Consider the following 24,479-nt stretch of genomic DNA (forward strand, 5'->3'; position numbering starts at 1 on the left):
CAGGAAGCAGTTCGCCGCATGTTTCGGCCGGGCTGCTTCTTGGCACATTCATAAGGATGGATTCATATGCTGGAACGGTATAAGACGGTTCGAAGAGCCGGCGAGAAAGAAATCGTCATCAAGAAATCGAGGTTTATCGGACACGTCAGGCCGGTGGAAACGGAAGACGAAGCGATAGCTTTTATTGAGGAAATCAAGAAAAAGCACTGGAACGCCACGCATAATTGTTCCGCTTATATGATCGGCGAGCGGGATGAAATCCAGAAGCAGTCGGATGACGGGGAGCCGAGCGGCACCGCCGGCAAGCCCATTTTGGAAGTAATCAAAAATCAGGGCCTCAAAAACGTCGCCATCGTCGTTACCCGGTATTTTGGCGGCATCATGCTGGGGGCCGGAGGTCTCATCCGCGCTTATACGGACGGGGCGGTTGCGGCGATCGAAGCGGGGGAAGCCATAACCCGGGTACTGCACCAGGAAGTGTTTGTGGAACTGGAATATACTTGGCTGGGCAAGGTGGAAAATGAGCTGCGAAACCGTGGAATCCGTACGGGGGATACGGTGTTTGCGGATAAGGTGACGCTCTGCTGTCTGCCGCTTCATCATGAAGCGCAGGCCTTCATCGCTTGGATGACGGATCTGACGGGGGGACAAGCGCTGATGGCGGAAGGTGACCAGGTTTACTTTATCGAAGGGGAATAACGCCTATGGCAAGAAGAGCAGTAGATCAGGAGTTGTCGAGAGAAAGAATTATGGAAGCGGCCCGGCATTTATTCATTACAAAAGGGTACCGCGGAATTTCCATGCGGAGCATCGGTCAGCATTTGGGTTACAGTCACGGCTCGTTGTATTATCACTTCAAGGAAAAAGCCGAATTATTTTACGCTATCGTGGTCAAGGATTTCGAATCTTTAGCCCATCTGTGCGAGCAGGTGGCCAAACGTCCGCCTGCGGAGGGTTTGACCAAGACTGAGCAGCTGATGCTGGAATTCATCAAGTTCGGCTTGGAGCATCCGCACCAATACGAAATCATGTTCATGCTGAGGGATGAGGAAATATTGGCGTATTGCCGCAGCGAGCAAACCAAATGCTTTAACATGTTCGAATCCATCGTTCGCAGTTTTTTGCAGGAGGAAAAGCACCCGCTGGAAGACAATCCGTCTCTTCCGCTCAGCATGTTTTTGGGGATGCATGGATTTATCTCTTACTACATCCAGGATCGGCTGACCTTTGAGGAAATCAAGCCCGCAGCGGTGGCCCATGTGAAAATTTTGAGTCACAGCTGTTACCGGATAACGTCATGAGGCGTTTTTGTTTTAAATTAACGCTTTAATCATTTACACTATCATAGCATCAATACTTTATAACATTACTTTACAAAACCGGTGGACGTGAAATGAACCAGCTCATTTCGCAAGCAGCCGGTTTTATTTTTTGCCATAAAAATGTTTCTCATAGCGCTTGGCCTTAGCCCATTTACGGATTGACGGAAGGCCAGGGGTTTGGTAATCTATCCATATATATAAAGCCGAGTATTTACATCAGAATAGACATAATGAAGGGGTTCATGTTTTTTCGGGAAACGGTTTGACGGCACGGGTGGCTTGCGGAATCTGGAAAGGATGTGGCTTTACATGCATGTTGAAGTACGAAATCTGGATAAACATTTCGGCGCTTTTCATGCCGTACAAAATGTCAGCTTCGGGATCGAGAAGGGGCAGCTGATCGGTTTGCTGGGGCCCAGCGGCGGCGGCAAAACGTCGATTTTGCGGATGCTGGCCGGACTGGAGCAGCCGGATGCGGGGGAGATTCTGTTTCATGGAAAACGGGTGAACGAACTCGCTCCCCAGGAACGGGGCATCGGTTTCGTATTCCAAAGTTACGCTTTATTTAAGCATATGACCGTTTTTGATAATATTGCCTTTGGCCTGCAGGTTAAAAAAGCACCTAAAGCGGAGGTGCGGGGCAGGGTGATGGAGCTTGTCGAGCTGACCGGGCTCAAGGGCTTTGAGAGCCGTTATCCGCATCAGCTGTCCGGCGGGCAGCGGCAGCGGGTCGCTTTTGCCCGCGCTTTGGCACCCCAGCCGCAGCTGCTCCTGCTTGACGAGCCGTTTGCGGCAATCGACGCGAAAATCCGCCAGGAGCTCCGTTCCTGGCTGCGGGAGCTGATCGAGCGGGTTGGCATTACGTCCATTTTCGTCACCCACGACCAGGACGAAGCGATCGAAGTGGCTGATGAAATCATGATCATTAACCAGGGACGCCTCGAGCAAAAAGGCACGCCCTGGGATATTTACAAGGAGCCGCAAACCCCGTTTGTCGCCTCGTTTATCGGGCAATCGACTTTGGTCGAGCGGGCGGCCGACCTCAAAGGGTTTGAGGAAGAAAGCGGCGGACCCGGGACGCGTGCGCTGATCCGGCCGGAATACATCGAGGTGGGAGCCGAACATGAGTTTACGCTGCTTTCCGCTACGGCTCCGGGGATCGTGAAGCACCTGCATTTCCGCGGCAGCGAATGGCTGGTGGAAGTTGAAGTCGGGGGCCACACTTTAACGACCTTCCGCTCGCTGGAAAAAGAGACGCTGAAACCCGGGCAAGAGGTGCGCGTGCTCGTCCACCGGGCTTATCTGTTCAATGACGAGCGCAGCTGGATCTTGGAAAACCCGCTGAAAGGCAACCCGCTTAGCGTCATTATCTGACATTATTCCATTGGAGAAATCCAATAGATTGGCGGATATCAAACGACAAATTGATCTCTCATTGGAAATATCCAATAGAATTCGCTCAAATTGTCCGTTTTATTATCTTGCCGAGCCCATCTATTGGAAATATCCAATCTAGTTGCTGTATTTTCCGTTCAGTTTCTAATCTATTGGATATTTCCAATCAGGCGTCGTACCCTGCCCGCCTAGCAGGCACAAATAGACGGCCCCACACCCGTTAAGAAGCCGGTGTGGGGCCGCCTATTTGCCCGGAAACCGCGTGTTTTTAAGCCGCCATTTCTATTTTGAATATTCCGCACCAAAGTTTCCCGCACACTCCAAACACCTCTACTCCAAACACCTCTACTCCAAATCTATCTATTTCAAATCTATCTGTTCCAAAATTTACACTCTCGAACGCACTTCCTGGCGCATGAACAGCACGTAGGACAGGCCGAAGCAGATCATCGTGGCGGCGAGCAAACCGGTGAGCTGCGGCCAGATCAGCAGCAGGCTTTGCCCCAGCGACAACGGGCTGGCGATCGCCCCGATGAGCTGATCCATCGTCAGCGGCCCCAGCGAGCGGACGCCGGGGGAGAGCATCGTTGTGATCGTCTCCGAAAACAGCTCCGTCGGGGACAGCCGGTTCAGCGTCAGGACAAAGTTCATTTGCCGCAGCTGCACGTCCGCCGCCGCCATTTGCGAAACGGCCGTGGCGCTGTCGATCATATTGATGATCATGCTGTAAAAAATCGTGAAGAACAGCCAGACAGCGATCGAAGAAAGCGCCGAGGTGGCCGCCTGGCGGAAGCGGATCGAGAACAAGATCGACAGGCACAGCCAGAAGCCGATATAGACGACCGCGATCAGCAGGAAGATGAGGATTCGCCCGAATTCCTCCGGCGTCGGCGGATACCCGATCGTCATCAGGCCCAGCCCCATCACCAGAAATCCAAGCGAAAACACCACGATCCCGATCATGAATAGGGATGACACAAACTTGGCTTTGATAAAATCGTCCCGGTAGATCGGCTGCGACAACAGCCGGCCCAAGGTGCCCTTGTTCCGCTCGGAATTGACGGCGTCGAACCCGAGCGTAATGCCGATCAGCGGCCCCAGCCAGGACAGGAAGGTGGCAAAGGACGGCACCGCCAGAGAGGAACTGGTCAGCGTGTACATTTTCAGGAACAAAAAGGTGTCTCCGCCCCCGCTGTCGCTAGTGGCGCTGCCGCCGGCGATCGCGGTGACCGCCGAATAAATCGAGCCGATGCAGGCCAGGACGATGATCCCCATCAGGATGCCGAACCTCCAGCTGTGGAGATGATCGCCGATTTCTTTTTGCACCATCACCCAAAACGAGGAAGAGGAGCGCACCCGGGCGCCGCTTCCGTCTTCCGCATCGCGGCGGGGAAGAAGCTCATGCAGCGTTTTTTGCATCCGCTTCCGTATGTCTTTCAGATGCAGCGTTTCCTTCATGGAGGAAAGGTTCCACGCCATCTTGCCCTTAGGCATCATCGCTCTCCTCTCCTTTCGAAGTATCGATGGTAAATGTCATCCAAACCATACTCTTTGCGCCGGATATACACGAGCTCCGCTTCGGCGCGGATGACGGTTTCGGCGATTTGCGCCGTTAGGTCGCGGCTGCAGACGACCGTCGCGGTAACGCCTTGGTCATGCTCCGCGCCACCCGCCTCCGGATAACGGATTTCCTGCACCCCGTCCAGCTGCTTGATTTGGTCCGCGAGCGCTTCCGGCCAGGTTTTGGTGCCGACCTCGATGTAGGTTTTGCCGTCTTCGTCCAGCTGCTTCGACAACGTTTGGATATCGCCCACGGCAATCAGCTTGCCCTGAACGAACAGGCCAACCCGGTCGCAGATTTGCTGGACCTGATGCAAATGGTGCGAAGACAACAGCACCGTCAGCTTCTCGTCGCGGCTCAGCGAGGAGATCAGCCCCAGCAGCTCGCGGACCCCTTCCGGGTCGATGCCGAGCGTCGGTTCGTCGAGGATGATGACCTCCGGGTTTTTGATCAAAACGTCGGCCAGTCCCAGACGCTGCCGCATCCCGCGGGAGAACGCCCCGACCTTTTTGCCGCTGTGTGCGGTAAGGCCGGTTTTCTCCAGCAGCTCTCCGGCCCGCCGGACGGCTTCTTTTTCCGGAATTCCGTTTAGTCTGGCGGTGTATACCAAATTGTCCAGCGCGGTTCGGTCCTCATAAAAGCCGATGTCGTCAGGGAGGTAGCCGACAATCCGTTTTACGCGGAGCGCTTCACGGGTCGGATCGAGGCCGCAAATCCGGGCGTGCCCGGAAGTCGGCTCGGTCAGCCCCAGCATCATGAGGATCGTTGTCGTTTTGCCGGCGCCGTTCGGGCCAAGCAATCCGAAAATTTCCCCGCGCGAAATGCTCAGGTCGAGGTGGTCTACGGCGGTGGCTTCTCCGTATTTCTTGGTTAACTGGCTGAGCTGCACGACAGGTTGATCATCGGCGGCAACCGCTGTGGGATTCATGCCGGTCACCATCGTTTATCTTCTCCCGTATTTCCGGAACAAATAGTAAATCCCCGCGCAGACGGCCAGTATGATGAGAACTCCCACCCATCCCCATAATACGGACGATTTCACCGTCACCCGCAGATCGGCGTTCGCGCTTTTATTGGCGGAAGAAGCGGTCAGGCTGACGACGTAGTCTCCGGCCAGCGCTTTTTCGCTCGATTTGATCGTGGCCTGGACCTGCTTGCTCTCCCCAGGGGCGATGGCATTGATCGCGGACGGTTCAAAGGAAACCTCCCAGTCGGTTGGCGCGCTCGACGAAAAAGAAAGATCCTGCAGATCGGCCGAACCGGTGTTTTGCACCACAAACGTCAGCTTGCGTTCGGAGCCCGCTCTAACATCCGTGCTGAGGACTTCATTGGATGTCGTAAACTTCATATCGTAGGTACCGGTAACGACCGCTTCGATGCTTGCGTTCGCCGTCGAGTCGCCGCTGGCGGCCGCGATCGGGATGTCGTACGTGCCGGCTTTGATTTGCTCCGGCGGCTTGACCTCGATCAAGATCGTTTTTTCCGCGTTCGGTTCGACTTCCACGGAGGTCACACTGTTGGAATCCGCTTTGAACCGGACGTCCCAGCCTTGCTCGGCCTGGGCGGTTAAGGCGTAGGTTTGTTTTTGCGTCGTCCGGTTCCGCAGCACCGCGCTGTACGTAAACGTGGAGTCGGAATGGCCCTCCATGTTCGCTTGATCCAAGGTCAGCTCCGTTTTGAAGGTGCCTTGCTCCGAGACGTTGACGACGAGCGGAAGCGTAGTCTGATCGGCTTTCAAATTAAAGGCGTAACGGCCCTTATCGACCTTCAGCGGCACTTCCAAGTCCAGGGTAAAAGTTTGCGATTCTCCGGGTTTTACGGCAAGCCGGGAAATGGCCCGCCCGCCTGCGGACATGTCATAGGTCCAGTCCTTGTGCGCGGTCTCCAGCGACAGGCTGGCGGAAGTGGTGGACGACCCGTGGTTGACGAGGTCGATCGAATAAGAGACGGTTTCGCCGGGAGCGGCCGACCACTCGAGATACGGGGTGTACAGCTCCAGCGAGCCGGCTGCGGAAGCTTTGCCCGGGCCGGTCAGAGCGCTGCCCCCGAGCGCGGTAAACAAGATGAGCAGCGTCAGCGACGCTTTTCGAAAAAATAGAAGCATCTCTTTGATCCCCCTATGGTTAAAATGTTATTTCATTAAGGATACGAACGGGAAAACGGGTTGGATTTATTCGCCGGGAAAAAAACTCAACCTAATAATCAGTGTTTGACAATCAAGCAGGCAACCGATTGTGGTAAGAAATGGCGGAAGAGCGTTGAAGGCAAATCAACATCCGTTGTCAGGACGCTTTGCACGATTATCCCGTTTGATCAGGAAGCAGGGAAGAAGATAACTTCAGGTGAAGGAGATATATTTGCGAAAAGTAGATATGTGTTTAGGAGAAGCAGATATGTCTAGGAGAAGCAATGTTCGGGAGAAGCAGTTATGTTCGAGATCATTAGACAGGTTTTGGGGATGAAGGTTTAGGAGAAGTGAAGCAGATCTGACAGGAGGGATAGGGCGAGACACCGGGAAAAATGAAAAGACCGTGATCTTGCTGCAGCCTGAAATCCGTTTGCCGCATCGTCTGTACCGTTCAAGCATTTCTATCAGGCTGCAGCCGCAAGGGGCTGATTCGGTTGGCCCGCGATTAGCCGGCGGTAGGGAAGCACCTGCACCGCCTCACACATGTGCAGCAACTGCTGCCGCATCGTTTCTTCCGCTTCGGACAGGCGCAGCCGGCGGCGTACGGTGTACTCGTTCAGGTACGCCTGCAGATGTTTCAGTCCCAAGGCTCCATACGTACTTTTCAGCGATTCCCACGCCTCTCTCACCACTTTCCGCAAGGGAGTGTACAGCCGAAAGGCCAGAGGGAAGGACTGCACCGTCGATGTACGGACATCCACATGCCCGTTGATGAACGCATCGAGTTCGTGACGGTTCGCCCTTTTTTCGCCTCCCCGCTTATGCGGCAACAGGCGGATTTTGACCTGCTCCGGCTCGCCCGACTCCGTGACCGTGCAGCCGGCTACGACCGCCGAGGCGTACGGATGCGAAAGCTGACACCGGGACGGATTACGCCCATACTGATCGCTGTTCACCTTCACGTCTCCAGAGAGCAGCTCCCGGGCATCGAACTCCCCGGCGGCATGACGTATTTTGTGTAGCACTAACCAGGCGGTCTTGTAGGTGACCTGGATCACCTTGCTCAGCCGCAGCGCCGAGATGCCGCCCTCCAGCAGGAACAACTCCAGCGCCTGAAACCACTTCACCAAGGGGAGATGCGTTCCTTCAAAAATCGTGCCAACCAAAGGCGATGTTTGATGCTTGCACTTTCCGCACTCAAATAAGGGGATATGCCGGGAAGTCAGACGGTTGCACCGGGTGTGAGCGCAGCGCGGGCAGACGAAGCCGCTTGGCCATTTCATCGCGATCAACGCCTCCATGCAGTCCTGCTCGCTGTTAAAACGGCTGCTCAATGGTTGAAGTTCCGTTCCCGTATTGGCTTCCATATCCGCTCGCCCCCGAATCAAGAATGTACGAACATAGGTTCCATTTATTACATTATAGCAAACGTATGTTCCCTTATCAAGCCGAAAATCTCATCTGAACCGCCTCATTTTTTCCTCATCTTTTTTGTTTTTTTCTTCTATTTTTTTGGAACCCTTGCTCTAGCCCCCACCCCCTGGTCCCTGCTCCTGAATGAAGGGGATAATCGTGCAAAGGCAGGCAGCAGGCAAAGACACCAAGACACGAACGCTATAGACAGCCCCTCAGGACAGCCGCCTAAAGTCATCATTTATTTCGTCAAGCAATGATCTCGGTTTTGAGCCGAAAAAAAATTAGGGTTTTCAAAAGGAAGCGTTTTTGGTAAAACGAAAATTAAATAGGAAGAGGAGAACAACTTGCGGGAGGGAAGGGAATGGACCTGCAAAATGAAGAGATGACGCGGCGCCTGCGCGAGATGTGCGGCGGTTCGGTGCAAGCGTTTGATGCGTTTTACGCTGAGTTTTCTCCATTTGTGATGCAGGTGGCCAGCCGTTTGGTCGGAGAACGGATGGAAGCCGAGGATGTTTGCCACGAAGTATTCATCGAAGTGCTCCGCCGAGGCAAAGATTACGATCCGGCCCGCGGCTCGATCAAGGCATGGCTGGCCGTCATGACGCGAAGCCGCAGCCTCGACCGGATGCGGCGCAAGGCACGGTTGGAGTACCCTGGGGATGAGGCGCTGCAGCGGAAAACGGAAGGGGCCGGCGGTTCGGGCGAAGACGAGGTGTTGTCCAGGCTGGAGCGCGAAGCGATCCGCACCGCGATTTATACGCTGCCGGAGCCGCAGAAAAAAGCGATCATGGGCTCCTATTACGCGCTGCAGACCCAGCGCCAAATGTCGGAGGCCTGGAGCGTGCCGATCGGCACGGTGAAATCGTGGGTCCGGTACGGGCTGCACAATTTGCGCAAGCAATTGGAAAAACAGGGCTGGGTAGACCAACTGGAGGGAGGGAATCCGCATGATCGGACGACACATCGATCCTAGCACCAGCGCGGCGAAACGGAAAGAGGACGACCCGGGTACCTGCGTCCGCTTGTATTCGGAGCAAGAGTGGATCGACTGGCTGCTGGGCTCGCTGGCGGCGGTGAAACGTTCGGAGATGGCGGCTCATTTAACCTCCTGCGCGGTCTGCCTTGAGCATAAGCGGCGCTGGGAAGAAATTTTGGATATTCGCGGCGGCGGCCAAGACGCCGCGGATAAGACGAAAGAACCGGCTTATGCTCTGGCGTACGCCGGCGAAGATTACGGTCTGCCGGCCAAGGTCCCTTCCGACTCGATCCGCAGAAAACTGCGCCTTCGGGTACAAATGACCGGGTGGCGGATCGGCGTTTCCCGTTTTTTTGCGCACCGCTGGAAATGGACGGTATCGTTTGCCGCTGTTTTGATGGTGCTGATTGGGATGGGGGTTGGTATCGGCCGCTTGACGCAGCCGGATGCTAAGTGGGACCGCTATGTACAAACCTATGAGCCCGAGGCGCTGCCGGTAATGTCCAAGCCGGGGACGATATCTTATCAGATCGATATGGGGCGGCTGGAGCAGGATGGCGGCATGGTTTGGTATAATGCCGATTCCCGGGAGATGCTGATGCTGGTCGGCGGGCTCGTCCCGGATAAAAATCAACTGGTAAGGGTATGGATCGTCAAGGAGGGCATGCGCGACAGCCTGGGCCTCTTGCAGTATCACGCCAACCGGGCCCATCTTTACGTCAAGGACAAAACATTAAGCGACGCCGACAACCTGGAGCTTACGATCGAACCGGCGGGCGGAGCGCCGGAAGGAAAGCCGCTTTTGCATACAATCTCTTTGGATTTGCTGGGGCGGTAGCCGCCGGCCGGATGGGGCATAGACACAAAAAGAGCGCGAGCGCAAGGGGATAACCCTGACGGCTCGCGCTTTTCGGTAATCAGACATGTTTCGGATGGTAATATAATTCGTCCAGCATGGCCAGCAAATTTTTGTAATTCGTCAACGTTTCCTGATCTTCGACTTTCGCGCCGGACTGGTAAAACACGATATCGCCCGTACCTTCGTGCAATTGCCCTCTTGCTTCGAGGATGCGTTTTAAGTTTTTGGCGGTTCCGAAACTCCCCGAAATGATGTCCACTTCCGGCGGAAACAGCTGTCTAAGGCTATTTTCGAAATAAGGGAAATGCGTGCAACCCAGAACAACGGTTCCATACTGGGTAAGATCCAGGGGAGACAATTGTTCTTTTAAATAGGGCACGGCGACCTCTTCGGCGAATTCGAACTTCTCCGCAAAACGGACCAAACCCGGAAGAGGCAAACTCTCCACGATGTCCTCATGGTCGATTCTTTTGACTAGATTATGGAACTTTTCCTCGTTCAGCGTTAACTGTGTCGCCAGCACCAAAACTTTTTTCCGCCGTCCCTCCCATTTTTGTACCGCGGGTTTTACGGCTGGTTCTATGCCCACGATCGGAAGATCGTATTTCCGGCGGAGATCCTCGATCGCGATGCAGGTCGCCGTGTTGCAGGCCACGACCAGCGCCTTCACGCCTTGGCCCACAATAAAGTCCACCGCATCAAAAATATACTCTTTAACTTCTTCCTTCGGTTTTTCGCCGTACGGGACGTGCAAGGTATCCGCATAAAAGATGTAATCCTCGTTCGGCAGCAGCCGCAGCGCCTGGTGAAGCACGGTAATCCCGCCGATCCCGGAATCCAAAAATCCTATTCTCACTGCTTTCACTCTTCTCGTTAATGATTTCTGTTTTATTTTAGCATTCAAGTCTGCTCTGTACCATTTATAGTTATTTCCTTCGAAAGGGACATGGTTTATTTTACGATATTGCCGCACGGCCCGTAAGGTCGATTTCCACTACCCGGCATAAAAAAAGGCGTTTTTGCTTGTTGCGAATATATCGAAAGGGATAAAATGGGGGTATGGAAATTTAGCTGGAAAGGAGCGGACTCCTGCATGGATCAGCTTGTATTTATCGGCACCGGCGACGCGATGGGGGTTCCGAGAGTATATTGCGAATGCGAGGTTTGCGGGGAGGCCCGAAGCTCGGGCGTCAATCGGAGGTACCGTTCGCTCGTCTCGGTCGAGGGGGAAGAAGGGAGCTTTCTGATCGACTGCGGCCCGGATTGGCGGACGGGAATGGAGCGGAGAGGCCAGCGTTTTGCCGAGCGGATTTTGGTGACTCACGCCCATTTTGACCATATCGGCGGGCTGCCGGAATGGGCCGACGCCTGCCGCTGGTTGAACCGGAGAGGGCAGCTGTACGCGCCGCGTGAGGTGCTGGACATGATCGTCCGGCAGTACCCCTGGCTGGGCGGAAATCTCGATATGCATGCGGCGGATGACGGGATCACCCTCGGCGGATGGCAAATCCGCGGCTGGAAGGTGTTTCACGGCAAAAACGGGTTTTCGTACGCGTACCGCTTCGAGAAAAACGGCTTCGCCTGGGCGTACTGCTCCGATTCGATCGCTTTGCCCGAGGAACAGCGTGCCCCGCTGCACGGTTTGGATCTGCTGGTGCTGGGCACGAGCTTTTACCGGGAAGAGGCCGAATTTTCCACCAGATCGGTATATGACGTCACCGAAGCGCTGGAGCTGCTGCGCGAAACCCGGCCGAAGCGGACGCTGTTCACCCACATGTCCCACGATATCGACCTCCGCCGCGATTACGGCTTGCCGGCCGGCGTAGCGTTTGCGAGAACGGGGATGAGCGTATGGCTTGGCGAATAATCGAATTGGAATTTTGAAGAGGGGCAGCGTTAGCGGTAAGAAGGGGTCAACCTGGAAGCGGCGCTTGACGGCAAGCTCTAGGGACGGCCTGCTAGTGGAGCGATCTGCTAGTGGAATGACCGGCTGTTGGAATGGCCTGCTAATGAAAACGACTAGCTAGTGAAATGACCGATGATCGGCCATCAAAATAGCGGCAATTTATGTACTTATTATCCGAAGCCTGGCATGTTGATCTCCATTAGCGACATTTTATGTCCTTATTTTTGGAGGAAGTTGTGCTAGGCGGACAAGATCAAAAAGAGGTTATCCTTGGTTTTGCCGTATTGGATGCGCGGCGCTTTACTAGGATAACCTCTTTCATTAGGGGCGGATTTAAGCTTCCGGAGCTACCGGATTCAGCACGAACTTGTCGATGACGTGTTTGACGCCGTCCTCATTGTTGCTTAGCGTCACGTAATCGGCGATTTTTTTGAGGGCCGGGATGGCGTTGCCCATCGCCACGCCGAGTCCGGCGGCTTCGAGCATTTCGTGATCGTTCCAGGAGTCGCCGATGGCGATCGTTTGCGACAGGTCGCAGCCGAAATGGCCGGCCAGGAATTTCAGGGCATGGCCTTTGGTGCCTTCCTCGTGCATGATCTCCAGGAAATTCGGCTTCGATTTCGTGATATGCACGCCTTGGCCCAGCAGCTCGCGAAGCTCCGGGGCAATCTCGTCGAGAAAATCGGGCTCGTCGATGATCAGCATTTTTGGCGTCGGCTGTTCGACCAATTTTTCAAAATCGGGTTCGATATAATAGCGGGTCCGGTTCAGGTTCGTGTAGTCGATCAGCTTCTGATTTTCTTCGCGGGCGTACAGCTTGTCATCGATGTAGGTCTGCAGATGCAGATTGCGGCGGATGCAATATTCGAACAGTTTGCGGGCCGCTTCCTTCGGGACATACCGCTCGTAGAGCACCTTTTCGTCCATCAAATTCTTGATCAGCGAACCCTGGTACGTAATGATCGGCACATTGAGCCCTGTCTGGCGGGCGATCGCCTGCGCGGAAGCGTAGGCCCGGCCGGTCGCCAGCGTGACGACAACGCCTTTTGCCACCGCTTGTTCCAGCGCCTGCTGAGTGGCCGGAGTCACCTCCTTGTCGTCGTTGATCAAAGTATCGTCAATGTCGATCGCTATCAGTTTGTACATGGTTTCTCTCCTTCTATTTTGCTAAAAGCGTCCTATTCCTCAAGGAACACCAGTCCGATAAAGTCGTCAAATTCCAGATTGCCGAAGTAATGTTGGATGTCGATGCCGGCCAGCGCGGTTCGCACGGCCTCTTCCGCGTATTTTATGCCCCGCAGCTTGTCCTCGATGTCGGCGACGTCACCGACGCCGAAGAAATCGCCGTAAATCTTGATCTCCTGAATATGCCCGTCCTTGATGTTCATGCGCAGATCGATGATGCCGACCGGGAATTTTTTCGCGTGTTTGACGTTGCATTCCGGCGACAATCCGTAGTTCCAGTCCCAGTTTTTGTAGCGCTGGTTGGAGATTTCATGGATTTTGGCCCAATCGCTTTCGGTCAATTTATATTGCGGTACCGCCTCCGGCTCCATGCCGAAAATATGGCGCAGCAGCTCGGCGCGGAACTCTTCGATCGTCATTTTTTTGTCCAGAAAATCAATGATGTTGGCGACCCGGCTGCGCACGGATTTGGTGCTTTTCGATTTGAATTTCTCCGGGTTGGCGTGAAGCGAAGCCTGCACGTTGTCCAAATTCAGATTAAACATCAGCGTGCCGTGGCTGAACATCCGCCCGCGCGTGGAAAATTGGGCGTTGCCGGAAATCTTTTGCTCCCCGACCTGCAGGTCGTTGCGCCCGGTCATCTCCGCGTTGACGCCCAGCGATTTGAGCGCCTGCACGACAGGCTCGGTAAATTTGCGGAAATTGTGGAACGACTGTCCGTCATCTTTGGTGATGAAGCTGAAATTGAGGTTGCCCAGATCGTGATATACCGCTCCGCCCCCGGAAAGCCGGCGAACGACCTGCACGCCGTTTTCCTTGACGTATTCGGCGTTGATTTCCTCGATCGTGTTCTGGTGTTTGCCGATGATGATCGACGGGGCATTGATATAAAAAAGCAGATAGCTGTCGTCTTCCAGCGGAAGATGTCTGAGGGCGTATTCCTCGATGGCCAGGTTTACGGACGCATCGGTAATCCCCTCGTTGTCGATAAATAACATTAGGTTTCTTTCCCCCTATCACTTTTCGTCTGCGGACGGCCCGGCGTTCGAGCGTTTCCCGCAATCTATGAAAACTGCTTCACTTCTATTGTAAACCAATCGGCCTTGAAACCAAAGAACCGTTTCAGCGGAGTTCAGCCTATCGTTTTTTGCGGTCGGCCGCGTTTTTTGCGGATTGACGGAGACTGGCCGGAACTTCATAATGAGGGCATTGGTGAAAATGGAAGGATTTGCGGAACATGAAAAGAGGAATGATGGACGTGTTGGAAATTTACGGTCACGGGGGAGATCTGGAAACGGCCTCGCTTAAATACGGCGCGGCGGCCGGCGGATTTACGGACTTCAGCGCCAACATCAACCCGCTCGGTCCGCCGCCGGGATTGCTGGAAGCGCTCAGAGACGCGCTGCCGGAGGTGGTGCGCTACCCGGACCCCGGGCACCGGCGTCTTGTCGGGCTGCTGTCGGAACGCTATCGGCTTGCGGAGGCGTCGTTTGTCATCGGCAACGGGGCCGCGGAAAATATGGCCTTGGCCTTGCTCGCGCTGTCTCCGGGAAAAGTGGGGATCGTCGAGCCCTGCTTTTCGGAATACCGCAGCTTGTCGGAGCGGTATGGCGCGGAGGTGGTTTCGGTGTTCGGCACGGAGGAGCGCGATTTCAAGGCCGACCCGGACGAGCTGACGCGGCTGATCCGCGATACGGACATGGTGTTTGTCGGGCAGCCGAACAATCCCAACGGGGTGCAGTACGGTTTGGACGAGCTGCGGCGGTTCGCTGAGGCGGGGGAAGCGTACGGCACCTATGTGGCGGTGGACGAAGCGTTTATCGATTTTATCCCGGAGGAGCGGCGCTGTACCTTGCTTCCCGAGCTTGAGGCGTACCCTCATCTGATCGTCATCCGCTCGATGACGAAGTTTTACGCGATCCCGGGGCTGCGGCTCGGGTTTACGGCGGCGCATCCACGGCTGGCCGCGGCGATGCGGGACAAGCGGGTGACGTGGAGCGTAAACACGCTGGCGCTCTTGGCCGGCGAAGTTTGTCTGCGGGCGGATGCCGATTATGAACGGGCGACGATCGCGCTGGTTGAGCGGCAGCGCGAACGGCTGCGCGAGGCGCTGGGGCGGCTCGGCTGCCGGACGTGGCCGGGGGAAGCGAACTTTTTGCTCGTCCGCCTGCCGGAGCCCTGGACCGCTAAGCGGATGCAGGAAGCGCTCGGACGGCGCGGAGTGCTGGTGCGCAGCTGCGCGATGTATCCGGGTTTAACCGCGCGGGATATTCGCGTTGCCGTCAAGGATGACGCGGCCTGCGCCAAGCTGGTTTGGGAAATGGAGCAGGTAATGGGAGAACGGGAGGAGTAAAAGTATGACGATGCCTTTTGTGACGGGGGAACCGGGAGCCGTTTATAACTCGGAGGTATGGCCGGGGCTGCGCCTTCAATTTGGGGAGCGGCATCTGCTGCTGGTAGCTCCGGAAGAGCTGGACAGCCTCGGCAGCTCGGTGTTTGGCGGCGGGCCCGGGGCTTTACGGCGGATGGTCAACATCTATGTAGACCGGACTTACCGTTGCGACGATCCGCAGCGGGATATTGCGGCGCTGCTGCGCAAGTGGGGATATCCGGCGGAAGGGACGGCCGGATTGCTGACGGCCGTGCAGCTGCGGCACGCCGCGGTGGCGGAGGAGCGCGGCGAAGATTTCGCCGTCTTCTGCTGCGCGACGGCGGGGGCGGGGAACGCCGCGCGGGCCGGCGTGCGGCGGACGACGTTCCCGGCCTCCTGGACGCCGGGAACGATCAATATTATGCTGGCCGTGGACGGGCGGCTGACGCCGGCGGCGCTGGTGAACGCCGTGATCACGGCGACGGAGGCGAAAACGGCCGCGCTCGCGGATCTCGGCGTGCGCGACGCCGAGAACGGTCTTGCGGCCACCGGCACCACGACCGATGCGGTCGTGCTCGGCGCGAGCCAGCGGGCCGGCTGGCCGCTGCTGCACGCGTACGCCGGCACCGCCACGGACCTCGGCGGCACGGTGGGCCGCCTGGTGTATGCCGCCGTGACCGAGTCGCTGCGCGCTGCGGCGGAGGCCGAAGCGGAAACGGGGGCAGGGGCAGGGACAGGGCCGGGGACAGGGCAGGAGCTGCGCCCATGACGGCGGCGTGGTGGGTGTTGCCGGTCGCGTATTTGCTCGACCGGCTGCTCGGCGACCCGCGCTGGCTGCCCCATCCCGTCGTCGGGATGGGCAAGGCGGTCGCCGCGCTCGAGGCGGCGCTCCGCCGCCTCGTCCCTCCCCGCCGCTACCGAGCGGCGGGGGTACTGCTGCCGCTGCTAGTCGCCGGCGGCAGCTTTGCCTTGACCTGGGCCGCGCTGCGGCTCCTGGCCCAGGTCAGCCCGTGGCTCGCGGCGCTGGCGGAAGCCGCGCTGATCTGGACGACGATCGCGGCCAAAGGCCTGCGAGACGCCGGCATGGACGTGCACGGCCACCTGCTGCGCGGCGACCTCCCCGCGGCCCGGCGATCGCTGGGCATGATCGTCGGCCGCGATACGGCGCACCTGGATGCGCCGGAAATTACCCGCGGCGCCGTCGAAACGGTCGCGGAAAACATCGTTGACGCCGTGGTGTCGCCGCTGTTTTTCGCGCTGCTGGGCGGGGCCCCGCTGGCGATGGCTTACCGGGCGGTCAACACCCTCGATTCGATGGTCGGCTACAAAAACGACAAGTACATCGATCTCGGCTGGGCTTCCGCCCGGCTGGACGACGTCGCCAACTTTATCCCCGCCCGGCTGACGGCGCTGCTGCTGATCGCGGCCGCCTGGACGCTCCGGCTCGACGCGGCCCGGGCCTGGCGCACGGTGCGCCGCGACGCACGGAAGCATCCGAGCCCGAACAGCGGCCGCCCGGAGGCGGCGGTCGCCGGAGCGCTCGGGGTGCGGCTGGGCGGCGAAAACAGCTACCGCGGCGTCGTTTCGTTCCGCGCTTATATGGGCGACAAAACCCGCGAGCTCGCGCCCGAGGACATCCCCCGCACCGCTCAGCTGCTTTTTTGGGTGGCCGGCGTCTTCGTCTTGCTGGGCACAGCGCTGTGGATTTGGCGAAGCGGGGGAATTGCCTGGATCTAGCGGCTTGCTTCTTAAATAACGTGGTTCATCTGCGGGTGAGTACCATGTATCGCTGATTTCCATTTGTTCTTGGCGCCAGAATCGAGGATGCTCAGCGAGCATGAACCAAATAGCTGTAAAAATCAGGCTGTCTCAGAAACGTCCATACAAATAACGGAAATTTATGTTCTTATTATCCGGAGTCTAGCCTGTTCATTACCATTAGCGGAATTTTATGGCCTTATTTTCCCATGAACGCTGCAAAAAATGCCCATTCCTCTGCGATTCGAGAAAATAGCGACATAAATTTCCTCTATTTCTCTTAACATGGGGGATATCGCCGAAATAACGCCATTTTTTCCCCTTATGTTTCCGCCGCCTGAGTTTTCAACAGGCTAGTACACAGAAAAATTGTCGAAATAAAGTAGAAAAACCCCCTTGACAAGAATGAAAGCGCATTCCATAATGACGATATAGAAATAGAACGACGTTCTCTAATATAGAACGTCGACAAAAAGAGAGGACCTTAGGCCATGGAAGAATCCAAAGTAAAGTCCCTATCCAAAGCGTTGGACGTGCTGGAGTGTTTTTCCGTTGACGAGCCGGAGCTGGGCATCACGGAGATCTGCAACAAGCTTGGTTTGTATAAGAGCAATGTGCACAACATCGTATCCACTTTCGAAAAACACGGTTATTTGACCAAAAATCCGCACACCAACAAATACAAGCTGGGCCTCAATATCCTGAAGCTCAGCAACATTATCAGCAGCAACCTGCACGAAAGAGACTTCATCCAGCCGCACATCAAGCAAATCGCCAACGAAACGGACGAAATCGTATATTACGCCATTCTGCACAATAAACAGGTGCTCTATCTGGACTACGCCTGCACGTCCGGCACGATCATGGAGACGTCCAAGATGGGCGTCATGGCTCCAGTGTACTGCACCGCGACGGGAAAAGCGATGCTGGCTTTTTTGCCGGACGACGAACTCGAAAGCTTGCTGCAGGACGATTTTACGCAATTTACCGAAAACACGATCACTAATAAAGAGGCGATGCGGGCCGAACTGATCAAATCAAGAAAAAGGGGGTACTCGGTAGACAACATGGAGCATGAATACGGAATCAAGGGCGTCGGTGTTCCCATTATGGACAGAAGAGGGTATCCGTTCGCGGCGATCAGCATATCCGGTCCTTCCTTGCGGTTTGACGAGGACAAAATCGAGTTTTTCGCCAGCCTGCTGAAGCAGCATAAGCAACAAATCGAAAGACAGCTGTCTTAATCTCATTGTACGCCTGAAAGGGGTGACTCCGCTTTTTTTTACGAAATATTAAGAACGATGTTCTATAATATGGAACGTTTTCCATCATTTATACTTTGAAATCTAAGGCAGGAGGTAGACGAATGGAGACGATCGGGAAGAAAAATAGCGAAAAATGGATTGCGTACGCTTTTATGGCCCCCGCGCTGCTGCTGGTTTTGCTGGTATCGTTTTATCCGATCGCCGTGGCCATGAAATGGAGCATGTACGAAACGGAATATGTAAGAACGGGAGCTTATGTGGGCGCCGGCAATTTTCTCTCCATTTTCAAAAATGAAAGCGGTCTCAAAAACATCGGAAATTCATTTGTCTACGTATTCGGATCAATTCTAATCGTGGTTCCCCTAAGCACGCTGCTGGCTGTTCTGTTAAATATGAAAATCAAGTTCAGAGTTTTGTTCAGAACGGCGATCATCTTGCCTTGGGTCATTTCGCAAACGGTTACGGCGCTGCTGTGGAAATGGCTGATCAACGCCAACTATGGACCCGTGAATTATGTGATCGAGCGGTTCGGCGGCGCCAAGGTCGATCTGCTCAGCACCAGCGGGGGAGCCAATCTCGCGCTAATCGCCGCCAACGTTTGGAACACCTTCCCGATCGCGCTGGTGCTTATTTTGGCCGCGCTGCAGACGATTTCGTCCGAGCTTTACGAAGCGGGGCGCGTCGACGGAGCGACCGGCTGGAAGTCGTTTACGCACATCACGCTGCCGCTGATCAAACCTACGGTTCTGGTCACGTTGATCATGCTTAGCCTGGAGTATTTTAACATGGTGACATTAATTTACGTCTTTACCGGCGGCGGACCGTTCAGCGCGACGGAGACGTTAAGCCTGCGGGCGTTCAAGGAAGGTTTCGAATATTGGAACATCGGCATGGGTTCGGCGTTCAGTGTCCTGCTTTTCGGCTTCAATATCATTTTGAGCTTGCTATATGTGAAAGCGCTTAAAAACAAAGAATAGCGAACACAAGAAAAGGGGGGGCGGCTATGCAAAGCAGGCTCATGTCCAACGGAAAAAGATTCGATTTCCTCGTGTATCTCATATTGATTCTAAGCTCCGCCTTTGCGCTTATCCCGATTTTATGGGCGGTCAGCACTTCGCTCAAGTCCGAGGCGATGATCGTGCAATACCCGCCGCGATGGATTCCGGCGCAGCCTACTTTCGAGAACTATGCCAACGTGCTGTTTCATTCCAACTTTCCCCGCTATTATCTGAACAGCATGCTGGTCGCGGCCGTTTCCATCCTGGCTTCCCTGTTTATTTCCGCACATGCGGCGTATGCGGCTTCAAGATTTCATTTCCGGGGCAAAAAAATAATCCTGTTCCTGATTCTCATGACTTCGATGATTCCGGGCATTGCCATTCTGATTCCGCTTTATTTAACCGCCGTCAAGGTCGGTTTGTACGACACCTTTATCGGCATGATCCTGATTTACACGGCCTGGCGAACGCCGATGCTGATTTGGGTGCTGCGGGGATTCTTCGACTCCGTCCCCAAGGAGATCGAGGAAGCGGCCAAGGTCGACGGCAGCTCGCCGCTTCGCACCTTCTACCAGCTTATTCTTCCCGTATCCCAGCCCGGCCTGGCCGCCGGCGCGCTGTTGTCCGCCATCTACGTATGGAACGATTTTCTCGTGGCTTTCTCTTTTACGACCAAGGACGAGCTGCGGCTTCTGTCCGTCGGCCTGTACAACTACATTACCCAGTACGGGATCAACTGGGGACAACTGATGGCCGCCGTGGTCATCTCGGTCATTCCGGTAGTCGTATTGTTTGTCTGTCTGCAGTCCAAATTCGTGGACGGCTTGTCCGCGGGGGCGGTCAAAGGGTAATCGGCGGTGTCAAGAGGGACATCCTCTTCACATAACTAAACGACTGGGGGGTATTAAACATGAAAAAGCTTTGGACCTTCATCTTTACCGTGGTGATGATCGGAGCGCTGGCCGGTTGCGGCAATTCGGGGGGCGGGGAAACGCCGGGCGGCTCAAACACGCCGGGCAATTCAGCCGCCGGCGATGCCGGGAAACCTGCCCAGCTAAGATTGTGGACGTTCCTTAACCCGGAGCAGCAGGACGATCCGCGATCGGCGGCGTTAAAAAGCATCGTCGAGAGCTTTAACGCCAGTCAGAGCGACATCAAAGTTTCGGTTGAAAGCGTTCACTTTTCCAAGATCGATTCCCAGGTTATTCAAGCGACCGCTTCGGGCGGCGGACCGGATATTTTGAACGTATACACCGATCTGTTGAAAATGCATACCGAAGCCAAGACGATTCAGCCCATTACCCAATATGCGGCGGAATGGCTGGGTCAGGAAGGAAAAGACGATTATATCTATTCGGCGGACCAGCTCAAGCTGAACGGCGAAATTATGGCGATGCCTTGGGAGGCGAGGGTATTCACCTTATTCTACCGGAAAGACCTTTACGACGCGGCCGGTCTGAAAGCTCCGGAAACGCTGCCCGAGCTGCTCGCAGCATCGAAGCAGGTGGGAGACGGCAGCCGGCTGGGATTTGCGGTCGGCATGTCCGAAGGGGCGAACGCGGCATCGTTCATGGAGACCTTTATTCCGATTTTGCGGGCGGCGGGCGGCCAGATGTTCGACGCGGACGGCAAAGCGGTGTTTAACGATGACGCCGGCGTCAAAGCGATCAATTTCCTTAAAGACATGGTGGACAGCGGGGCGATGAACAATCAGACGATTTCGATGACGGCCGACGACATCACAAGCGGGCTCAAAGCCGGCAACATCGCCACAGCGGTGTCGGGAACGATGCGCGCTTCGGCGATCAGAGGCTCCGAGATCGGCCAAAACATCATGACGATGCCGATGCCTCCGTTCGAAAAAGGGCAACCCGCGCCGACCATGGTCGCCGGCCAGACGCTGGCGATCGGGGCGAACACCAAACATCCCGATCAGGCGTGGGAGTTCATTAAATACTATTTGAGCAAAGAATCGCAGATCAAATGGGCCGAAGCCGGCGTTATGCCCGTGCTGTCCTCCGCTTACGAGGATGCCGCGGTAACTGCGTTGCCGAACTACGAGGAACTGCTGCGCTGGAAGCAGGAGGCAAGCGAAAGCGGTCAAATCGTTTTCTATCCGGCGGATTATACCCTTTTGAGCACGGATCTGGCCAAAGCGGCGCAAAGAATTATTTTCCAGAACGCTCCGGCCAAGGAGACGCTGGACGCGGTTGCGGGCAACTACAACGCCGGCAAGCAGTAAGGTAAGCGGTTGGAACGGTATTGGGCGGAGCTTTTCTGCAAACTTAGAAAAGGCTCCGTTTAATATAAAACATCAGGCATGGGAGGAAGAGAACATGGTCGAAAAAGAATATGATGTCATCGTCATGGGCGGCGGCCCTTCCGGTTTTATCGCGGCGATTGCCGCGGGCAGGACGGGGGCGCGCACGCTGCTGGTGGATAAGAACGGTTTTCTGGGGGGCGCGGCCACTTCGGCGGCATTGGGTCCCATATCTCCTTTTCATATTCGGGACGAACAGGTCGTCAAAGGCATTCCGCAGCAATTTATGGATCGAATGGTCGAGTACGGCGCGAGCCCGGGGCATTGCAAAGTGCTTGATCCTTACGGCAGCGGGGCTTATCTGGGCTTCTTCGACCGGGAGAGATACAAGTATATCGCTTACGAAATGGTCAGGGAAGCCGGCGCGGACGTCCTGCTGCATTCCATGTTCAGCGGCACGCTGACGGAAGGCGGCCGGGTGACGGGCGTGAAGGTCGTCAACAAATCCGGCGAAAATATTTTGAAGGCCAAGGTGGTCGTCGATGCAACGGGGGACGGGGACGTGGCCGGCGGAGCCGGCGCGGAGTTCGTGCTGGGGCGGGCTAAAGACCGGAAAATGCAGCCGTCGACCTTGATGTTCGAAATGGGCAACGTGGACACGGAGAAGCTTTACCAATATATCCTCGATAACCCGGACGATTTCGAATGGAAATCCGACGTTATTCCGATCCGGAAATATTCGGACAGGCTCGTGAGCAAGTATTTTGTCGCGCAAGGTTTCAAAAAGTTCGTAAAACAGGCGGTCGATAACGGCGAGCTGCATATTGGGCGGGATTCGATCCTGCTGTTGAATTCCGTTCACCCCGGGGTCATTCATTTCAATTCCACGCGGGTGATCGACGTGGACGGCACAAACGCCGATTCCAGAACGGCGGGAGAGATCGAAGGCCGCAGACAGGTTGAATCGATCGTCAAGTTCATGAACAAATATGTGCCCGGTTTTGAGCATGCCTTCTTAAGCATGACCGGCAGCGAGCTCGGCGTGCGCGAATCCCGGCATATCGTCGGCAACTATGTACTGCAGGCGGACGATGTGATCGAGGGCAGAAGGTTCGACGACGTTATCACGAGAGGCTACTTCCCGATCGATGTGCACAATATGGCGGGCAAAGCGGGGTACGGCAATCCGGAAACCGCGGGAGCGTGGATCGACATTAAGGACTCCTACGACATTCCATACCGCTGCCTTGTGCCGGTCAAAGTCGACGGGCTGCTGATGGCGGGGAGATGCATCTCGGCGACTAGCGAAGCCCACGGCTCCTTCCGCACGCAAGGCAGCGTGATGGCGATCGGGCAGGCGGCCGGCACCGCGGCGGGGCTGAGCGCCAAGCAGGGGATTCGGCCGCGGGAGCTGGATATTAAGGAGCTGCAGGCCGAGCTGCTGAACAACGGCGCATCCTTGCGCCGCGACCCGGAAGCGGTGGAGAGAGAAACGCGAAACGCGCAAAAATACGCGGCGGAGTTTTTGCAGGCGAACAAACGCCATATTACACCGAACCTTTAAGTCGGCTCACATTTGGCTTAGCAGCGGCGATGGGAAGGATGGGAACGGGGAAACCCGGACCCATCCTTTTGGCTGTTTAGGCGGGGATTGTCGGTGCGATCTGCTGGCCGTCTGGGTTGCCCGCGGCCGCTATTTTGGGGCGCAACCCTGCAACCCCTGCAACCCCTGCAACCCCTGCAACCCCTGCAACCCCTATAAACCTTGCTCGCCTTGCCGCTGCCAGGCCGATAAGGAAAGGTTAAAATCGGAGCGGCTAAAGCTGCCAAGCTTGGTCTTGAGGAGTATAATCATGGGAGAAACTATACAGCGGCGAAAGCGAAAGGAGGGAGGGAAGTGCGGATCGAATGGTGGCTTGTCCGTCACGGATTAACCGAGTGGAACGTTCAGCATCGGTATCAGGGGCATAGCGATCCTGCGCTGCTCCACGGCGAAGCTTCCGGGCTGGAACCGCTTCGGCTGGAGCTGGCGAGGGTGGACTTCTCCGCCGTTTACTCGAGCGATCTTGCGCGCTGCCGGCAAACGCTGGAATACGCCCGCCCGGATCTGATAGAACGCTGCGTGGCCGACCGCCGCTTGCGGGAAATGGATTTCGGGGCGTGGGAAGGCCGGACGTACGAGATGCTGAAGGACGATGCCTCGTACAGGGCCTGGATCGACGACCCGCAGCGGGTCACGCCGCCGGGCGGCGAGTCGTGGCCAGCGTTCCGGGCGCGGGTTGAGGGCGTGCGCCAGGAGCTGGCGGCATATTCGCAAGCTTTGGCCGCGGGTGGACGGTTGCGCAGAGAAGACGCTGGACAGATACGGGGAAACGTAGATGGGGAACGGATAGATGCCAAGGGGATGCGTGAGAACGCCGTGACGGTGGGGAAACCGGGCGAGGAGATGCGTGAGAACGGCGAGCTGATGCAGGAAAATGTGGAGGTTTCGGGAGAGCATGCTGAGGTCGTAGGGGAACCAGCAGAGCCATTGTGGAAATGTACCGGGGCGATGAGCGAACATGTTGATGTGAGGCTTGAGACAAGCAAGGTTTTGCCGCGGAACTCCCGAACGATACGGCTGCTGATCGTCACCCACGGCGGGGTCATCTCGCTGTTGTCATCGATGCTGGAGCCCGGGCTCGGCTTTTGGGATACCCGGCTGCCTCCGGGCGGGATCAAGCGGCTTTATTGGGAATAGCGATTCTAACGATGGGATATAACGAAGTATCCATAATGTTTTGATTGGAAATATCCAATGGAATTAGAAATCTAATGGCATAGCAACAGTTTGATTGGATATTTCCAACAGATGAGGTTCGGCAGGCGCAAAATGGGTGACTCGAGCGAAATCTATTGGATATTTCCAATGAAAGATCAAAATGGTGAACGATTTCCGCCAATCTATTGGATTTTTCCAATGAGAGGTGGAGGGACGACTGAGGACAGGGGAACTCTTGTGTGACTGCACGAGGCAACTATCGTGGGCGGTGTCCTGCTATGATGATCCTATGATCCCCAATACTGCTTACATTACTTA

At 55.9% G+C, this 24,479-nt stretch carries 22 protein-coding genes; 15 read left to right on the plus strand and 7 right to left on the minus strand.

All coding sequences use genetic code 11. The annotated features are described in order from the left end of the window. The first annotated feature begins 66 nt into the window (after window positions 1–66). From NYE74_RS31520 to NYE74_RS31530, 3 genes are all read left to right on the plus strand, one after another. Window positions 67–699, plus strand: a complete 633-nt coding sequence (locus NYE74_RS31520) for a YigZ family protein (protein WP_340926214.1) — start codon at window positions 67–69, stop codon at window positions 697–699. Window positions 700–704: 5 nt separating this feature from the next. After that, window positions 705–1,301, plus strand: coding sequence for a TetR/AcrR family transcriptional regulator (locus NYE74_RS31525; protein ID WP_036625094.1), 597 nt, complete (start codon window positions 705–707; stop codon window positions 1,299–1,301). Between the two features lie 330 nt (window positions 1,302–1,631). Further along, window positions 1,632–2,696: a sulfate/molybdate ABC transporter ATP-binding protein gene (locus NYE74_RS31530; protein ID WP_340926217.1), complete on the plus strand. Its 1,065-nt coding sequence runs from the start codon at window positions 1,632–1,634 to the stop codon at window positions 2,694–2,696. Between the two features lie 408 nt (window positions 2,697–3,104). Here the strand turns inward: NYE74_RS31530 and NYE74_RS31535 are convergent, their stop codons facing one another. The 4 genes from NYE74_RS31535 to NYE74_RS31550 form a co-directional block, all read right to left on the minus strand. Beyond that, entirely contained in the window at window positions 3,105–4,214 is a 1,110-nt protein-coding gene (locus NYE74_RS31535; RefSeq protein WP_340926218.1) for an ABC transporter permease, read from the minus strand. Continuing rightward, entirely contained in the window at window positions 4,211–5,218 is a 1,008-nt protein-coding gene (locus tag NYE74_RS31540; protein ID WP_328272024.1) for an ABC transporter ATP-binding protein, read from the minus strand. Before NYE74_RS31540 ends, NYE74_RS31535 begins: the two co-directional genes overlap by 4 nt. Window positions 5,219–5,221: 3 nt before the next feature. Then, window positions 5,222–6,382 (minus strand): COG1470 family protein, encoded by a 1,161-nt coding sequence (locus tag NYE74_RS31545; RefSeq protein ID WP_341005512.1) that lies wholly within the window; start codon window positions 6,380–6,382, stop codon window positions 5,222–5,224. Window positions 6,383–6,870: 488 nt separating this feature from the next. Beyond that, a complete protein-coding gene (locus tag NYE74_RS31550; RefSeq protein ID WP_340926222.1) occupies window positions 6,871–7,773 on the minus strand; it encodes an IS1595 family transposase in 903 nt (300 codons plus the stop codon). 410 nt (window positions 7,774–8,183) lie between these two features. Here NYE74_RS31550 and NYE74_RS31555 point away from each other — a divergent pair, with 410 nt between their 5' ends. Both NYE74_RS31555 and NYE74_RS31560 read left to right on the plus strand, forming a co-directional pair. Next, window positions 8,184–8,795: an RNA polymerase sigma factor gene (locus NYE74_RS31555; RefSeq protein WP_340926223.1), complete on the plus strand. Its 612-nt coding sequence runs from the start codon at window positions 8,184–8,186 to the stop codon at window positions 8,793–8,795. Continuing rightward, the gene (locus tag NYE74_RS31560; protein ID WP_340926225.1) at window positions 8,770–9,636 is read left to right on the plus strand and encodes an anti-sigma factor; all 867 of its coding nucleotides are present in this window, start codon (window positions 8,770–8,772) and stop codon (window positions 9,634–9,636) included. The genes NYE74_RS31555 and NYE74_RS31560 overlap by 26 nt, the downstream gene beginning before the upstream one ends. Window positions 9,637–9,715: 79 nt before the next feature. Here the strand turns inward: NYE74_RS31560 and murI are convergent, their stop codons facing one another. After that, window positions 9,716–10,513 carry a glutamate racemase gene (gene murI, locus NYE74_RS31565; protein ID WP_340926227.1) on the minus strand — a complete coding sequence of 266 codons (798 nt, stop codon included), beginning with the start codon at window positions 10,511–10,513 and terminating at the stop codon, window positions 9,716–9,718. A 237-nt stretch (window positions 10,514–10,750) separates the two neighbouring features. Here murI and NYE74_RS31570 point away from each other — a divergent pair, with 237 nt between their 5' ends. Further along, entirely contained in the window at window positions 10,751–11,524 is a 774-nt protein-coding gene (locus tag NYE74_RS31570) for an MBL fold metallo-hydrolase (RefSeq protein WP_340926229.1), read from the plus strand. Window positions 11,525–11,896: 372 nt separating this feature from the next. On the opposite strand, the gene NYE74_RS31575 is transcribed toward NYE74_RS31570, so the two are convergent. Together NYE74_RS31575 and NYE74_RS31580 are read right to left on the minus strand one after the other, a co-directional pair. Next, window positions 11,897–12,709 carry a Cof-type HAD-IIB family hydrolase gene (locus NYE74_RS31575; protein ID WP_340926232.1) on the minus strand — a complete coding sequence of 271 codons (813 nt, stop codon included), beginning with the start codon at window positions 12,707–12,709 and terminating at the stop codon, window positions 11,897–11,899. 32 nt (window positions 12,710–12,741) lie between these two features. Continuing rightward, a complete protein-coding gene (locus NYE74_RS31580) occupies window positions 12,742–13,746 on the minus strand; it encodes a lipoate--protein ligase (RefSeq protein WP_340926234.1) in 1,005 nt (334 codons plus the stop codon). A gap of 239 nt (window positions 13,747–13,985) precedes the next feature. On the opposite strand from NYE74_RS31580, the gene cobD reads away from it, so the two are divergent. The 9 genes from cobD to NYE74_RS31625 all read left to right on the plus strand — a co-directional run bounded on the left by cobD (window position 13,986) and on the right by NYE74_RS31625 (window position 24,140). Next, the gene (cobD, locus tag NYE74_RS31585) at window positions 13,986–15,101 is read left to right on the plus strand and encodes a threonine-phosphate decarboxylase CobD (protein WP_340926237.1); all 1,116 of its coding nucleotides are present in this window, start codon (window positions 13,986–13,988) and stop codon (window positions 15,099–15,101) included. 4 nt (window positions 15,102–15,105) lie between these two features. Further along, complete coding sequence (locus tag NYE74_RS31590; RefSeq protein ID WP_340926238.1) at window positions 15,106–15,888, plus strand: adenosylcobinamide amidohydrolase; 783 nt, start codon at window positions 15,106–15,108, stop codon at window positions 15,886–15,888. Beyond that, window positions 15,885–16,856: an adenosylcobinamide-phosphate synthase CbiB gene (cbiB, locus tag NYE74_RS31595; RefSeq protein ID WP_340926240.1), complete on the plus strand. Its 972-nt coding sequence runs from the start codon at window positions 15,885–15,887 to the stop codon at window positions 16,854–16,856. Before NYE74_RS31590 ends, cbiB begins: the two co-directional genes overlap by 4 nt. A 512-nt stretch (window positions 16,857–17,368) precedes the next feature. Beyond that, window positions 17,369–18,121: an IclR family transcriptional regulator gene (locus NYE74_RS31600; RefSeq protein ID WP_340926242.1), complete on the plus strand. Its 753-nt coding sequence runs from the start codon at window positions 17,369–17,371 to the stop codon at window positions 18,119–18,121. 122 nt (window positions 18,122–18,243) lie between these two features. Then, window positions 18,244–19,119 (plus strand): carbohydrate ABC transporter permease, encoded by an 876-nt coding sequence (locus tag NYE74_RS31605; RefSeq protein WP_340926243.1) that lies wholly within the window; start codon window positions 18,244–18,246, stop codon window positions 19,117–19,119. 26 nt (window positions 19,120–19,145) lie between these two features. After that, on the plus strand, window positions 19,146–19,991 hold the full coding sequence (locus NYE74_RS31610; protein WP_340926244.1) for a carbohydrate ABC transporter permease: 846 nt from the start codon (window positions 19,146–19,148) through the stop codon (window positions 19,989–19,991). Between the two features lie 59 nt (window positions 19,992–20,050). Then, on the plus strand, window positions 20,051–21,382 hold the full coding sequence (locus NYE74_RS31615) for an ABC transporter substrate-binding protein (RefSeq protein ID WP_340926245.1): 1,332 nt from the start codon (window positions 20,051–20,053) through the stop codon (window positions 21,380–21,382). Window positions 21,383–21,476: 94 nt separating this feature from the next. Further along, window positions 21,477–22,964, plus strand: a complete 1,488-nt coding sequence (locus NYE74_RS31620; RefSeq protein ID WP_340926247.1) for an FAD-dependent oxidoreductase — start codon at window positions 21,477–21,479, stop codon at window positions 22,962–22,964. Window positions 22,965–23,297: 333 nt separating this feature from the next. Then, a complete protein-coding gene (locus NYE74_RS31625; RefSeq protein ID WP_340926248.1) occupies window positions 23,298–24,140 on the plus strand; it encodes a histidine phosphatase family protein in 843 nt (280 codons plus the stop codon). Window positions 24,141–24,479: the final 339 nt, after the last annotated feature.

This window comes from Paenibacillus sp. FSL P4-0127, assembly GCF_038007325.1.
In the GTDB taxonomy this organism is placed as follows: Bacteria; Bacillota; Bacilli; order Paenibacillales; family Paenibacillaceae; genus Fontibacillus; species Fontibacillus macerans.